Raw genomic sequence first — 14,724 nt, 5'->3', positions numbered from 1 at the left:
AGGATCCAACAAAGGACGCAATCGCATGAGTGAGGCCACCGCTCCCGCCTTCAGCCTGGAACTGAGCGAGGACGTTCGCGACGTCCGGGACTGGGCCCACGGGTTCGCCGCCGACGTCATCCGCCCCGCCGCCGCCGAGTGGGACGAGCGGGAGGAGACCCCCTGGCCGATCATCCAGGAGGCCGCCAAGATCGGCCTGTACTCGCTGGACTTCTTCGCCAACCAGTGGTTGGAGCCCACCGGACTCGGTATCCCCGTCGCCTTCGAGGAGCTGTACTGGGGTGACCCGGGTATCGCCCTGGCGATCACTGGAACCGGTCTGGCCGCCGTCTCCGTCGCCTCCAACGGCACCCAGGAACAGCTCTTCGAATGGGTGCCGCAGATGTTCGGTAGCGCCGACGACGTCAAACTCGGCGCCTTCTGTTCCTCCGAGCCCGACGCGGGTTCGGACGTCTCCGCCATCCGCACCCACGCGGTCTACGACCAGGCCAAGGACGAGTGGGTGATCAACGGCGTCAAGACCTGGGCCACCAACGGCGGCATCGCCCACGTCCACGTCGTCGTGGCCTCCGTGGAACCCGAGCTGGGCTCGCGCGGGCAGGCGTCCTTCGTCATCCCGCCGAACACCCCCGGCCTGTCCCAGGGCCAGAAGTTCGCCAAGCACGGCATCCGCGCCTCACACACCGCCGAGGTCGTCCTGGACGACGTGCGCGTCCCCGGCTCCTGCCTCCTGGGCGGCAAGGAGAAACTGGACGAGCGGATCGCCCGCGCCAGGGAGGGCAGGCGCTCCAAGGGCCAGGCCGCCATGAAGACCTTCGAGGCCTCCCGTCCGAGCGTCGGTGTCATGGCGGTGGGCTGCGCGCGGGCGGCGTACGAGTACGCGCGGGACTACTCCGTCCAGCGCGAGCAGTTCGGCAGGCCGATCGGGGACAACCAGGGCGTGGCCTTCCTCCTGGCCGACATGGCCACCCGGATCGACGCCGCCCGGTTGCTGGTGTGGCGAGCCGCCTGGATGGCGCGCAACGGCAAGGACTTCACCAACGCCGAGGGCTCCATGAGCAAGCTCTACGCCTCCGAGACCGCCACCTACGTCACCCAGAACTCCCTGCGCATCCTCGGCGGCAACGGCTACACCCGGGACTACCCCGTGGAACGCTGGCACCGCGACGCCTCCATCTTCACCATCTTCGAGGGCGCCAGCGAGATCCAGAAACTCATCATCGGCCGCACCATCACCGGCCTGCCGATCCGTTAGGAACGGCGGCGGCCGGACGTCCCGGGCCGGCGGGCCTGGCGGGCGCGGGGTGAGGACACCCCGCGCCCGCGCACCGCCTACTCGGGGAAGTGGCAGGCCACCGGGTGCCCCGCCCCCCGGTCCACCAGCTCCGGCACCTCCTCGGCGCACAGGTCCCGTGCCTTCCAACAGCGGGTGCGGAACCGGCAGCCGCTGGGCGGGTCCACCGGGCTCGGCACGTCGCCCGTGAGGACGATCCGCTCCCGTACCCGCTCCGTACGCGGGTCGGCCCAGGGCGCCGCCGACAGCAGGGCGATCGTGTACGGGTGCGAGGCCCGGTCGTAGACGTCCTCACGGGTGCCGGTCTCCACCACCCCGCCCAGGTACATCACCGCCACCCGGTCCGAGATGTGCCGCACCACCGACAGGTCGTGCGCGATGAACACGTACGACAACCCCAGCCGCTCCTGGAGCTCCGCCAGCAGGTTCACCACTCCGGCCTGCACCGAGACGTCCAGCGCGGAGACGGGCTCGTCGAGCACCAGGAGGCTGGGTTCCAGCGCCAGGGCCCGGGCGATTCCCACCCTCTGCCGCTGGCCTCCGGAGAACTCGTGCGGGTAGCGGTTCCCGTGCTCGGGGCTCAGACCCACCATCCGCAGGAGCTCGGCCACCCGCTCGGGGCCGCCGTCACTCCAGCGGCGGTGCACCTTCAACGGTTCCGCGATGATGTCGTTCACCGGGAGTCGGGGGTTGAGCGAGGCGTAGGGGTCCTGGAAGACCATGCCCACCTCGCGCCTGACCCGCTGCATCCTCGCCGGGGACATCGTGGTGAGCTCCTCCCCCCGGAAGCGCACCGACCCCGCGGTGGGCGCGACCAGTTGGAGGATGGCCCGGCCCGTTGTGGACTTCCCGCAGCCGGACTCCCCGACCACGCCGAGGGTCTCCCGCTCGGCCAGTCGCAGACTGACCCCGTTGACCGCGTGGACCTGGCCGATCACGCGGCGCAGGAACCCGGAGCCGTGCACGGGGAAGCGCACCTCCAGATCCCGGACCTCGAGCAGTGGGGCGTCGGGGGCGCCCAGGGCGCCGCGTTCCCCTGCGACGGTCGTCATCGTTCCGTCCCCCCGTCACGGAAGAAGGCCGTCGGGTCCGCCACGTCCACCAGCCGGTCACCGTGGTGACAGGAGGCCAGGTGCCCGCTGTCGGGCCCGTCCACCCTGACCAGCGCGGGCTCGGCCGACCGGCACGTGGCGTCGGCCAGCGGACAGCGCGGGGAGAACGGACAGCCCGGGGGCAGGCGGATCAGGGACGGCGGGGTGCCGCGGATCGGCCGGAGGCGTTCGCCGCGCACCGAGGTCATGGACGGTGTCGAGCCCAGCAGCCCCGCCGTGTACGGCATCCGGGTCCGGTAGAACACCTCGTCGGTGTCCCCGATCTCCACCGGTCGGCCCGCGTACATGACCAGGACCCGGTGGGCCAGACCCGCCACCACCCCCAGGTCGTGCGTGATCAGCAGGATCGCGGCGTTGACGGTGTCCTTGACCTCCAGCAGCTTCTCCAGGATCTGGGCCTGGACGGTGACGTCCAGCGCCGTGGTCGGTTCGTCGGCGATGATCACGTCGGGGTCGTTGATGATCGCCATGGCGATCATGACCCGCTGGCGCATGCCCCCGGAGAACTCGTGCGGGTAACTGCGCAGACGTTGCGCGGCCTGGGGGATGCCCACCAGGTCGAGCATCTCCCGGGCGCGTTCGAGCGCCTGCCTGGGCGGCACCAGCGCGTGCGCCAGGACCGCCTCGGCCAGCTGGTCCCCGACGGTGTGCACCGGGTTGAGCGCGGTCATGGGGTCCTGGAAGACCATCGAGATCCGTCGGCCGCGCAGGGAGCGCAGCTCCTTCCGGCGCATCGCCAGCAGGTCCCGTCCCCGGTAGAGCACACGGCCGGTGACGCGCGCGCTTCGGGGGAGCAGGCCCAGCAGCGCCATGGAGGAGACCGACTTCCCCGAGCCGGACTCCCCGACGATGGACAGGACCTCGCGCTCGCGCAGCGTGTACGAGACGTCGCGCACGGCCCTGACCACGCCGTCGTCGGTGGGGAACTCCACGCTGAGGTTCTCCACCCGCAGCACCTCGTGTTCGGTGGGCTCGCGCGCGTCGGCCAGGGTGCGCGCGGTGTGGACCTCACCGGCGGCGTCGGTGAGCGGGGCGTCGAGAGCCGGGTCCGCGGCGGCGCCCGGCGGTGGCATGGGGGGTGTCCGGGTCATCAGTCACGCACCCTGTTCTGTCGTGGGTCGAAGGCGTCGCGCAGGCCGTCTCCGATGAAGTTGACGGAGAGCGCGATGAGGATGATGAAGAGGCCGGGCCAGTAGAACAGCCAGGGGCGGGTGCCCATCGCGCTCCGGTAGTCGGTGATCAGACGGCCCAGGGAGGTGTCCGGCGGTTGCACGCCCATGCCCAGGAAGGACAGGGCGGACTCCAGCAGGACCGCCGCCGCGATCGCGAGCGTCACGCTGACGATGATCACGCCCACCGTGTTCGGCAGGATGTGCTTGAAGATGATGCGGCTCGAGGAGGTGCCCACCGAGCGGGCCGCCTCCACGAACTCCTTCTCCCGCAGGGACAGCACCGAACCGCGCACCAGGCGGGCGGTCTGGGTCCAGGTCACCAGCCCCAGGACGACGCCCAGATAGAGGATCCCCGCCTGACCGGCGATCTTCGCGGCCGCGGCGGCGATGGCCAGGAGCGGGATCGCGATGAGGACGTCGGTGACCCGCATCAGCACCGTCTCGGTCCAGCCCCGGAAGTAGCCCGCGCAGGCGCCGACGACCGTCCCCACGACGGTGGCCACGACCCCGACGAGGAAGGCCACGGTGAGGGAGACCTGGGTGCCGCGCATGGTGAGCGCGAAGTAGTCCTTGCCGACGTTGTCCTGCCCGAAGGGGTGTTCACCCAGGGACAGGCCCGCCCCGCCGAGGAACCCCGGCACGAGGCTGAGCGTGGGGTCGCCCCCGTCGGTGAGGGGGCCGGTCGCTGAGGGGGACTTGTCCCACCAGCCCGGGACGGGACCGAACCCGATCGAGCTGAAGGACAGCAGGACCACCCCGGCCAGCAGCACCATGCCGAGCAGGGCGGCGCGGTGACGGAGGAAGCGGGAGCGGACCAGCTGCCACTGGGTGCGGGCCGCGATGTCCAGGCCCTGGGCGGCGTCGGAGTCCGGGTGTCCGGGCCCCGGCGGACCGTCCTCGGGGTGCGGTGGCGGAGCGTCGTGGTGCGTCGTCATCGAGTGTCTCCCTCGGTCATGACAGCCGGATCCGGGGGTCGAGATAGGCGTAGGTGATGTCGGCGACCATGTTGAACAGGACGATCGCGCCGCCCGCCACCACGAAGAACGCCATGACGGGTGCCGGGTCGGCCTCGTTGAGCCCGGTGAGCAGCAGGTGCCCCATCGCGCGCCAGCCGAAGACCGTCTCCGTGACCACCGCCCCGCCGATCACGGTCCCGAAGTCGTAGGCGGCCAGGGTCGTGATGGGGATGAGCCCGTTGCGGAAGGCGTGCCGGGTCATCACCGTGCGTTCGGGCAGGCCCTTGGCCCGCGCCGTGCGCACGTAGTCCTGGTTCATCACCTCCAGCATGCTGGCGCGGCTGTAGCGGGTGTAGGTCGCCAGGGAGACCAGGATCAGGGCCAGGGTGGGCAGCGCCAGGTGGCCCGCCGAGTCCAGTGACAGCTCCCAGAACGTTCCCTGGTAGTTGGGGGTGCGGGCGCCCACCGTGGAGATCGGGCGGCCCTGCATGGAGGCGCTGTAGGAGGCGAAGGAGCGCAGCATCCGGTCGACGAAGATGACGCCGCCGGTGAACAGGCCCGTCCACAGCGCCGTCGCGACGGCCTCGCGCCGGTACAGCACACCGCCGATCCCGTGGCCGAGCGCCACGCACACGACCACGGTGGCCAGGGCCAGGCCGCCGATGACGGCCAGGTCGGGGTCGGCCAGGACCGGCGACAGCGCGAAGTACAGGAACGTGCCCAACGCCGCCGACGCCAACGCGGCGTACATCGGCCGGTTCGGACGCGGCCCCGAGATCAGCACGCTGAAACCGACGGCGGCGCCGAAGGCGCTGACCGCCACCACCACCGGGCCCAGCCCGGGGTCGGTGAACCACTGGGTCACCGAGACGAACGTGAGGATTCCCGCCGTGGCGGCCGAGGCTCCGGCGAAGGCGATGATCCGGGTACGGCGGTCGCCCACGACCAAGGAGCTCCAGGCCAGCCCGGCGAGCAGGGACACCACGGCGATGACCGGGGGAGGGATGACCGGTTGCGCCAGCCAGTCGTTGAACTCGATGGCTCCGTACTGCTTGAGCAGCACCCCGACCCAGAAGATGGGCAGGGAGAAGGCGACGAAGGCGCCGAAGGTCACCGAGTGGTCGAACCCGCTGTACTGGCGCAGCGCGGACACGACACCGATGGCGATGCCGATGATGATGGCGAGGAGGGTGGCGGCCACCACCAGCTGCATCGTGGCCGAGACGGCGTCGGTGAGCAGGACGTTGACGTCCTGACCCTGCCGGTTCACTCCGAAGTCACCGGTGAGGGCGCCAACGAGCCAGAGGAAGTAACGGGAGTAGACGGGGAGGTCGAGGCGCATCCGCTCGATCCGCTCCGCCATGGCGGCCTCGCGGGCGTTCTCCGGTAGTTCCCGGAGGTCGGCGAGCGGGTCACCGGTGTTGGTCGCGAGGACGAACATCACGAAGGTCGCGGCGAAGAGCACGAAGACCGAGACGACGAGTCTTCGCGCGATGAAGACGAGCACGGGTGCTGACTCCTGGAGGCTGGGGGACGTTCGCGCGCGGGTGGCGGGTCGGCCCTTCCGGCCAGGGGCCGGGGCCGTGCCGTCCGGGTGGGTCCGGACGGCACGGGTGTCCGCGCGCGTTGGGTGCGGTGCGGCCTACTGGACCGACCAGTCCCACACGTTCCAGACGATGTCGGTCTGCGCCGGGTTGGGGACGACGTTCTCCACGTTGTCGCTCCACGCGGCGGTGCCGGGGTGGCTGAACAGCGGGATCGTCACCAGGTCGTCCCAGAGGATCGTCTCGATCTCGTTGATGATCTCCAACTGGGCGTCCGGGTCGGCCTCCTGGAGGACGTCGGCCAGCAGACCGTCCAGTTCGTCGTTGGCGTAGCAGCCGTTGTTGTTGCCCTTGGCCTCGCCGGTGCACTCGTCGGGCGAGCGGAAGGTGGAGTTCCAGCTGCTCACCTCGGCGGAGCCGGACCAGGCGTACATGGCCACGTCATAGGTGTTCTGCGACAGCCCGCCGTCGGTGTCGAAGAAGGTGTCCTCGCCGTTGATCTGGACGTCGAACCCGGCCTGGTCACAGGAGTCCTTGATCAGTTCCGCGGTCTGCTGGCGGCGGGGGTTGCCACCGATGAAGCCGAGCCGCACCTCCTGGCCGACCATGTCGAGCTCTTCGAGCAGTTCCCGCGAGCGGTCGAGGTCCACCTCGCCCCACTGGTCGCCGCCGCTGGCCGCGACGGCCTCCGCGTAGCCCGGGTCGAAGGGGGCGATGTTGCGCACGTCCATGGTCTCGGCCTCGGGCTGGACCGGCTTGATGAGGTTGTCCACGATCAACTGGCGGGGCACGCACTGCGCGAAGGCCTCGCGCAGGTCGTACTCCTCGAAGGGGCTGGAGTCGAAGTTGAAGTCGAGGTGCTCGTAGATGTACTCGTCGTAGACCTGGACCTCGACGCCCTCCAGGGCCTCGACCTGGTTGATCAGATCGACCGTGGGCTGGGGCCGCATGATGTTGATCTCGCGGTTCTCCAGGGCCTGGGTCTGCTCGTCGGAGGCGATCCAGCGCACGACGATGTTGGAGGTGGCCGGAGCCGCACCCCACCAGCTCTCGTTCGGCTCCAGGGTCAGCGACTGCCCGGCCTCGTAACCGGCGAGCTGGTAGGGGCCGGAGGAGGGGGTGAGGGAGGAGTCCGGCAGGGCGCCGCTGACGGTCCAGCCCTCGTTGAAGAACTCGACTGACCCGGCGAGGGCGTCGTGATCCTCGTCGCGGATGGCCTCCACGAGTTCCTCGACGGTGAGCCCGCCCTGTTCCGCGACCACGTGGGCGGGCATGAGCGTGTTGTTGCCGTTGCCCGGGCCGTTGCTGGACCAGTCGGAGAAGGGGACCTCGTACTCCAGCGCGAAGTCCTTGTCACCGATCTCGCAGTCGGGCATCACCGTGTCCTCGACACCCGCCGTGCCGTTGGAGGAGAACTCGAAGCGTCCGCTCTGCTGCGCCCACCAGAGCAGCGCGTCGGAGCAGTCGATGACCTCCCCGTCGGACCACACGGCATCCGGGTGGATCGAGTACTCGACGACCTGCGGATCCTCGGAGACCTGTTCGTAGGTCCCGAAGTCGGTGTTGGCGGTGACCGCGCCGCCCTCACCGAAGTACCAGAAGCCGCTGGTCAGCTGGTGGTTGACGATCGCGTTCTTGCTGGAGTTGGCCCCGGCCGTGGTGTTGTTGAAGCTGTCGTACTCCTGGTCCCACGCCAGGGTGATCGTGGAGGAGTCGGAGGAGGCGGCGCCGCCTCCTCCGTCCGACGTCGAGCACGCGGAGAGCGCGAGCGCTCCCGCCGCGACCACGGCCGTGGCCTTGGTGATGTTCCCGGTGATTCTCACGCAGTGGTTCCTCTGCCGTTGGGGGATGAATCCAGGATCGAAGTAGAACGGATTCTGGGCAGCGGGTGGACGCGTGGCAATAGTCCGCGACCGGCTGTTATCCAGCTGAGGCACATTTGGCCCCAAAGCTAGCCAAAAATGGAACTTAAGGGAGGAAATCGGGCTGAGATTGATCCCCTGACCCGCTGATCATCCCTGCCATATTCAGGGCTCCGACCTGCCATGTCATGGAAAAGGCCCATGGCCATCTCATCCCATGAAGGGACTCGACGCTCCGGTGGGCGGCGTCCTCCATTCCCTCGTGTTCCGAGGTGCGTGTGTGCTCAGCGCGGGAAAGGGTGCGAAGGAAAGGGGCCTCCGCGTTTCCTGTGCATTGGCCCCGGGGTATGCCCTTTCACGGAGTGCGAGACCCGTTTCCCCTCCGGGCACTCGCGTCCTCACCACGGGACCCCGGGCGGCTCCGCGCCCGCCGGGGCGGGACCTTCCGCCCACGCCACCCCCGTTACCCTGTGGCCCATGACACCAGGCAACGGCGCCCCCACCCTCACCATCCCGGCGGCCTTCAACGGCCCCGACGGCTCCGGCAACGGCGGCTACAGCGCGGGCCTGCTCGCCGCGCGACTGACCGCTCCGGGCGGCCCGGCCGTCCAGGTCACGCTGCGCAACCCGCCGCCGCTGGACCGCCCGTTGACGGTGGAGGGCTCCCCGGAGGAGGGCCTGCGCCTGGTCGACCCCACGGCAGAGGACCGAGCCCGCCTGGTGGCCGAGGCCGTGACCGCCGACCCCCTCGACCCCGGACTGATCCCCGGCGGACCGGTCGGTGCCGCCGAGGCCGAGGAGGCCCGGAAGCGGTACGGCGGGTGGGACGCGCACCCCTTCCCCCGCTGCTACAGCTGCGGCCCCGAACGCGCCGAGGGTGACGGCCTGCGCCTGTTCGCGGGACGGGTCCGCCCGGGGGAGGGGCCCGACGGGGTCGGCAACACCGTCGCCTGCACCTGGGAGGTCCGCCCGGAGGTGGACGGCGGCGACGGCACGGCCGCCCTCGCCCAGGTCTGGGCGGCGCTGGACTGCCCCGGCGGCTGGTCCAGCGACGTCTCCGGCCGCCCCATCGTCCTCGGCCGGTTCACCGTCCAGGTCCTGGCGCTCCCGCCGGTCGGCTCCACCCAGGTCGTCATGGGCCACCTGGAGTCCGTCGACGGCCGCAAGGTCCACACCGGCAGCACCCTCCACGACGGAGAGGGCCGCCTGTTCGCCCTGGCCCGCGCGACCTGGATCGCGATCCGGACCTGAGGGGCGCGCCGGGACCGCCGAGCTCCGCCCTCCAGTACGGTGAACCCTTGTGGCCTTCGAAAACTCACAGCAGACCGCGCCCGACGACGACACCCCCGCGCCGGCGCCCCGGCGGGGACGGAGCGGGCGCGGCCGCGACCCCGAGCGGCGGCGGGCCATCCTGGACGCCGCCGACCGGGTGATCCAGCGTGACGGCCCCGACGCCTCCATGCTCGCCATCGCCACCGAGGCGGGGATCAGCAAACCCATCCTCTACCGGCACTTCGGTGACAAGGGCGGCCTCTACCAGGCGCTGGCCCGGCGCCACGTGGACCCGCTCATCGAGGCCATCCGCTCCGAGCTGTACCAGCACACCGACTTCGACGTGCGCGCACGGGCCACGGTCGGCGCCTACCTGTCGATGATCTCGCAGAACCTCAACCTCTACCGGTTCCTGATGGACCGGGCCACCTCGGAGGACGTGCGTACCCGCAGCGACCTCGGGCTGATGGTGCGCCGCCTGGGCGAGGAGCTCGCGGACCTGCTGATCACCGAGGGACGGATCAGCGGCCGTCTGAGGGCCCAGATCGCCGCGCACGCCGTCGTGGGCATGGTCCAGGCGGCGGGGGAGTGGTGGCTCGAACACCCCGAGGTGAGCGAGCGGGAGATCATCGACGACCTCACCGACGCCGTGGTCGGCGCCATCCGGGGCAGCGGCGGCTGACCCCCGGGGGGATCGCCGCCTCGGACTTGACCTGGAGTGCGGTCCAGGTCGCATGCTTACGGGATGACGGACTACCACACCCCCGGCGAGGTGGCCGAGCGCTTCGGGGTCACGCTCGACACCCTGCGGTACTACGAGAGGGCGGGCCTGCTCCGGAGGGTGGACCGCGCCCCCAACGGCCACCGCCGCTACCGCACCGACGACGTCGAACTTCTGGACATGCTCCGCTGCCTGCGCGAGACCGACATGCCCATCGCTCAGCTGCGCGACTTCGCCGAGCTGGTCCGCGACGGCGACCACACGGTCCCCGACCGCCTCGAGGTGTTGCAGGGCCACCAGCGGCTCCTCGACACCCGTGTCGCGGAGCTGCGGGCACGCCAGATCACCATCCAGCACAAGATCGACCACTACCTGGGCGTACTCTCCGACGGCGCCCCGGAGGCGGCCTCCCCGGAGAACGCCTGACCCGGCCCGGTTGCCCCCGCTGATCACAGAACCGACAAAGCTCGTATATGCCCGCATAACTCCGCTTTCGCGGTTTCCTGACGCTTCGGGCGGATACCTTCCCTAGGAAGGCGCTCGGCGGGGCCGAGCGCACCGGAGATCCGCGAACCACGGGGAGGGGCTCAGTTGCCCGAGAGCACGACGGCGTTGGAAGCGGACTCCGGTGCCTACCACCAGATCCACTTCGCCTGGGCCGAACCCACCCTCCTCGGCCGCGTCGGACCGGGGCCGTCGGCCACCTCCCTCCCCGACCGGGACCAGCCCGTACTGCGCTCCTGGCGCGACCGCCTCATCCCCGCACTCACCGCCGACTACCGGTCGGCGCTGCCCGGCACCGACCCGGCCGCCTACCCGGAGACCCTCTGGGCCCACCACTACCCCGACGGACAGAGCGCCCTCGTGTACCGGTGGCCCGGCGACGTCCGCGAGGCCCACGCCTGGGCGATCGTCGGGCCCACCCGCGGTCTGGACTTCCCCCGGGTCCTCGCCCTGCACGAGAACCCCAACACCCGGCCCGCCGCGAGCAGGCCCCCCAAACCGGGCTGGGCCGCGATGCGGACCCTGCCCGCCCCCGAGCCCTGGGAACTCACCGCCGCCCCCGGCGCCCTGCGCACCCGCGACCGGCGCGCCGCCGAGACCCGGATCGAGGGCGAGCCCATCCTCGTCGGGGCCGTGGCCCACGCGCTCGCGCACCCCGACCGCCCCCTCCGCCTGACCCTCGACCCGGACCGCGCCGACCTGTGGCAGGCCACCCAGCTGCGCTTCCTGTGGGGCATGCACCGCGTGCTGCACGACGTTCTCACCCCGCGTGCCGCCCTGCCCGCGGCCGGATGGAGCTGGTCCTTCTCCACCTACGAGCCGGTCCCGGACCCGGAGGACGGCCCCCACCTGGCCTTCGCTCCACCCGCCGCAGCGGGATCGCCCTTCCTCTCACCGGTCCCGGAGGAGCACCTCAGAATCGCGGAGGGCCTGGTCACCGTCCTGAGGGAGGAGGGCGGCGACGCCTTGGCCGATCACCTCAGGGAGCGGGGCGTACCGGAGGCCGCCACCTTCGGTGAGCGCCGCGACCTCCTCCGCGACTGGCTGGATCCCGCCCCTCGCCCCGCGCCGCAGGAGGAGCCCGACCAGCCCGCCACGGCGGGGATCCCCGAGGGCGGACCGGTCGCGGAGCAGGTCAGCACCCCGCCCCCCGCTCCCTCGCCGCCGACCTGGATCGACCCCACCCCCGCCCCGTTGGCGGACGAACCGGTGCCCGACCCCACCCCCGCCCCGTTGGCGGACGAACCGGTGCCCGATCCCGAGGACGACCTGGAGGAGGCCCCCGACCCCTTCGCCGACGACGACTCCCAGGACACCGCCGAGCAGGAGACCTGGGCCGGAGGCAGGCGGGGGCCCACCTTCCTGGGGGTGGCACGGCGCCAACCCGCCCCTGAACCGGAGCACGACCCCCTCTCGATCTTCGGGCGACCCGCACGCCCCGCGTCCTCGGAGGACACGAGCACCGAACCCGAGCCATCCGGGTTCCGGGACGAGGCCCCACGGGCCCCGGTGGCCGACGAGGGGCCCCGCGAGACCTGGACCATCTCCGCCTCCGCCGACCGTCCCGAGCCAAAGGCCCCGGAGGACGCCCCGCCCCTCGCCGTCCGCCCCCTCGAAGAGGAACCCGTCGACTACGCGGCCGAGACCGAGCCCGAGACCGACGAGAACTTCGACGACCCCGACGACAACTGGCCCACCCAGTACGCCGACCTGCCCCTCGCGCGCCTGGAGCGGTGGCACTCCAAACGCGGGCCCGAGGGCGCCCACGTCGACGTCGTCGACGCCCGCGCCGCCGTGAGGGCCGAACGCGCCGAACTCCAGCGGGTCCGCGACGAGCGCGACCGCTACCACACCGAGGTCCAGGACCTCCGCCGGGAGATCGCCCGCCTGGACCAGTCCTGGATCGACGCGGAACCCTTCTCCGAGACCCCGGAACGGAACCGGCGCTGGCCGCTGGTCCTGCTCGTCTCGGCCCTCGCCGTGACCGCCCTCGTGATCGGCCTGGAGGTCGGCTCCGGCACCCAGCTGGGAGTCCTCGACCTCCTGGGCCGCGTCACCCCGTGGGGCTGACTGCCCGTGTGACGGGCAGCACCCACCGGACACGCTCTAACCTGGAAGGATGACCGACACTTCCCCGGCCCCCACGGCGGTCCCGCAACCGCTGTGGGACGCGATCCGCGACCTGGACCTGCCCAAGCGACACCTCAGGGACCTCACCGCCCACCCCGAGGAGGCCGGTGAGATCCTCCTCGAAGCGGTGGACGTCCTGCGCGGACGGGACGAACGCGCGGCGCGCGCACTCGCCCAGGCGTTGCGTGAGCACGCGCCGAAGGCCGGGCACCGCCAGTTCGCGACCAACCAGATCGTCACGATGCTCCGTGCCGAGGGCCGGACCGACGAGGCCGACGCCCTGCTCGACGAACTCATGGACTCCGGTCCGGACCGCGGCGTGGCCGTGCTCCTGGCCGAGGACCTGGCGTCGCGAGGCGACTACGCCAAGGCCCTGCACTGCTACAACGTCGTCTGCCGGGGCATGCTCGCCCAGCCCCCGGAGACCGTGGCCGAGCTCAACCGGCTCGGCCTGATGCCGCTGCTCGGTCGCGCCCGCATGCGCGAGGCGCTCGGCATGGCCCCGGACGCCCACGACCTGGCCACCCGCTCCACCGACGCCTACCTGCCGCCGCTGGACGCCCGCACCGACCTCGGGGGCGCGCCGAACCGGTCCGTCGACACCACCCCGCGGCCCGGCCGCAACGATCCCTGTTCCTGCGGTTCGGGCCGCAAGTTCAAGAAGTGCTGCGATTCGCCCCTGGCCCGCTGAATCGATGCGAACCGGACACCGCTTTCGGGAGTCACATCCCGCGTCGGTGCGCGCTCGGCGCACCGGGAGAAGAGGTGGCGGTTCGTGTTCGGAATCCTGCGGCCCTGTCGGCACACGTTGTCCGAGGACCTGGCTCGGGAGTGGATGTCCCACATGTGCGGGCTGTGCCTCGCCCTGAGGGACGACCACGGCCAGGCCTCCAGGGTCGCCACCAACTACGACGGCCTGGTCGTGTCGGTACTGACCGCCGCCCAGTCCCGTGACCAGGCAGGAACCCGTGCGGCCGGCCGCTGCCTCCTGCGCGGCATGCGCGGTGCCGACGTGGCCGACGGGTCCGGCGCCCACCTGGCCGCGGCGGTCTCCCTGATGCTCGCGTCGGCCAAGATCAGCGACCACATCGAGGACGGCGACGGAGCCTACGCCCGCCCCGGAGTGCGCGCCGTGGCCGGTCGCGTGGCCACCCGATGGCGGAACGGAGCCCAACGCACCGGAAGCGGACTCGGCTTCGAGGGCACCGCCCTGGCCACGGTGGTCGACCGCCAGCGCGAGGCCGAGCTCTCCGCCACCGAGGGCACCGACGTCCTCACCGTCACCCGGCCGACCGAGGAGGCCACCGGAGAGGCCTTCGCGCACACCGCCGCCCTGGCGGGGATCCCGGGGAACGCCGCCCCGCTCCAGGAGGCGGGACGCCTCTTCGGTCGGGTGGCGCACCTGTTGGACGCGGTCGAGGACCGCGAGGAGGACCTCGCCAACGGTTCATGGAACCCGCTCACCGCCACCGGCACCCCGGTCGGCCGCGCGCGGGAACTCTGCGACGACGCCGTCCTCGGTGTGGACCTGGCCCTGAGGGAAGCCGAGTTCACCGACGACCGCCTGGTCCGCGTGCTCCTCGTCCAGGAACTCAACCGCGCCGTCGCCCGTACCTTCGCCCACGGCGGCCACCCCGGCCACGGTCAGCACCCCGGCCAGGGCCCGTACCCGGGCCACGGTCCGCACCCTGGTCATGTCGGGCATCCGGGTCACCCGGGCCACGGTGCGCACTCGGGCCACGGCGGACACAGCGGCCATCCCGGTCATGGCGGCCACGTCGACTACCCCGGCGACGGCGGCCAGCCCCACGACCCCGGCCACGGCGGGCACTCCGGTCACGGCGGGAAGGGCTCGAAGCGCTCCGGCAAGGGCGGCTGCTGCGGCGCCTGCTCCTGCGACACCCCCGGGTTCCGGGAACCGCAGCGCGGCCGGGGCCTCCTCGCAGGCTGCGCCGCGGCGCTGTTCATGTGCTGCACGTGCCAGTTCTGCTGCCGCGACCCCCACCCCGGCCCGTGGTCGGGCGAACCCCGGGACTCCTGGTGCGAGGCCTGCGCCTGCGTGTCCGACACCTGCGGCACCTGCTGCCAGGCGTGCAACTGCTGTAGTAACTGTTCCTGCTGTGAGGGGTGCGACTGCAACTGTGGCTGACCCGGTCC

The 14,724-nt window shown here is 71.5% G+C and carries 12 protein-coding genes; 7 read left to right on the top strand and 5 right to left on the bottom strand.

Annotated features, from left to right (window positions below):
- Positions 1-25: 25 nt before the first annotated feature.
- Complete coding sequence (locus AC0VYM_RS19010) at positions 26-1,255, top strand: acyl-CoA dehydrogenase family protein (RefSeq protein WP_475454061.1); 1,230 nt, start codon at positions 26-28, stop codon at positions 1,253-1,255.
- Between the two features lie 77 nt (positions 1,256-1,332).
- Here AC0VYM_RS19010 and AC0VYM_RS19005 read toward each other — a convergent pair whose 3' ends face one another.
- The 5 genes from AC0VYM_RS19005 to AC0VYM_RS18985 all read right to left on the bottom strand — a co-directional run bounded on the left by AC0VYM_RS19005 (position 1,333) and on the right by AC0VYM_RS18985 (position 7,901).
- A complete protein-coding gene (locus AC0VYM_RS19005) occupies positions 1,333-2,346 on the bottom strand; it encodes an ABC transporter ATP-binding protein (RefSeq protein ID WP_475454059.1) in 1,014 nt (337 codons plus the stop codon).
- Positions 2,343-3,497, bottom strand: coding sequence for an ABC transporter ATP-binding protein (locus AC0VYM_RS19000; protein WP_475454057.1), 1,155 nt, complete (start codon positions 3,495-3,497; stop codon positions 2,343-2,345). Before AC0VYM_RS19000 ends, AC0VYM_RS19005 begins: the two co-directional genes overlap by 4 nt.
- The gene (locus tag AC0VYM_RS18995; RefSeq protein ID WP_475454055.1) at positions 3,497-4,513 is read right to left on the bottom strand and encodes an ABC transporter permease; all 1,017 of its coding nucleotides are present in this window, start codon (positions 4,511-4,513) and stop codon (positions 3,497-3,499) included. Before AC0VYM_RS18995 ends, AC0VYM_RS19000 begins: the two co-directional genes overlap by 1 nt.
- A 16-nt stretch (positions 4,514-4,529) precedes the next feature.
- Positions 4,530-6,041, bottom strand: a complete 1,512-nt coding sequence (locus AC0VYM_RS18990) for an ABC transporter permease (protein ID WP_475454053.1) — start codon at positions 6,039-6,041, stop codon at positions 4,530-4,532.
- A 135-nt stretch (positions 6,042-6,176) separates the two neighbouring features.
- On the bottom strand, positions 6,177-7,901 hold the full coding sequence (locus AC0VYM_RS18985; protein WP_475454051.1) for an ABC transporter family substrate-binding protein: 1,725 nt from the start codon (positions 7,899-7,901) through the stop codon (positions 6,177-6,179).
- 516 nt (positions 7,902-8,417) lie between these two features.
- Here AC0VYM_RS18985 and AC0VYM_RS18980 point away from each other — a divergent pair.
- The 6 genes from AC0VYM_RS18980 (at position 8,418) to AC0VYM_RS18955 (ending at position 14,716) form a co-directional block, all read left to right on the top strand.
- The gene (locus tag AC0VYM_RS18980) at positions 8,418-9,191 is read left to right on the top strand and encodes a hypothetical protein (protein WP_475454049.1); all 774 of its coding nucleotides are present in this window, start codon (positions 8,418-8,420) and stop codon (positions 9,189-9,191) included.
- A gap of 49 nt (positions 9,192-9,240) precedes the next feature.
- Positions 9,241-9,894 carry a TetR/AcrR family transcriptional regulator gene (locus tag AC0VYM_RS18975; protein WP_475454047.1) on the top strand — a complete coding sequence of 218 codons (654 nt, stop codon included), beginning with the start codon at positions 9,241-9,243 and terminating at the stop codon, positions 9,892-9,894.
- Between the two features lie 63 nt (positions 9,895-9,957).
- Positions 9,958-10,359 (top strand): MerR family transcriptional regulator, encoded by a 402-nt coding sequence (locus AC0VYM_RS18970; protein ID WP_475454045.1) that lies wholly within the window; start codon positions 9,958-9,960, stop codon positions 10,357-10,359.
- Positions 10,360-10,524: 165 nt separating this feature from the next.
- The gene (locus tag AC0VYM_RS18965) at positions 10,525-12,507 is read left to right on the top strand and encodes a hypothetical protein (protein WP_475454043.1); all 1,983 of its coding nucleotides are present in this window, start codon (positions 10,525-10,527) and stop codon (positions 12,505-12,507) included.
- 49 nt (positions 12,508-12,556) lie between these two features.
- Entirely contained in the window at positions 12,557-13,258 is a 702-nt protein-coding gene (locus AC0VYM_RS18960; protein ID WP_475454041.1) for an SEC-C metal-binding domain-containing protein, read from the top strand.
- An 84-nt stretch (positions 13,259-13,342) separates the two neighbouring features.
- Positions 13,343-14,716, top strand: coding sequence for a DUF5685 family protein (locus AC0VYM_RS18955; RefSeq protein WP_475454039.1), 1,374 nt, complete (start codon positions 13,343-13,345; stop codon positions 14,714-14,716).
- The last annotated feature ends 8 nt before the right edge of the window (positions 14,717-14,724 follow it).

The organism is Nocardiopsis sp. iso_237, assembly GCF_056173345.1.
Note: the sequence above shows the minus strand (reverse complement) of the source record. Positions and strands in the feature narration are given on the sequence as shown.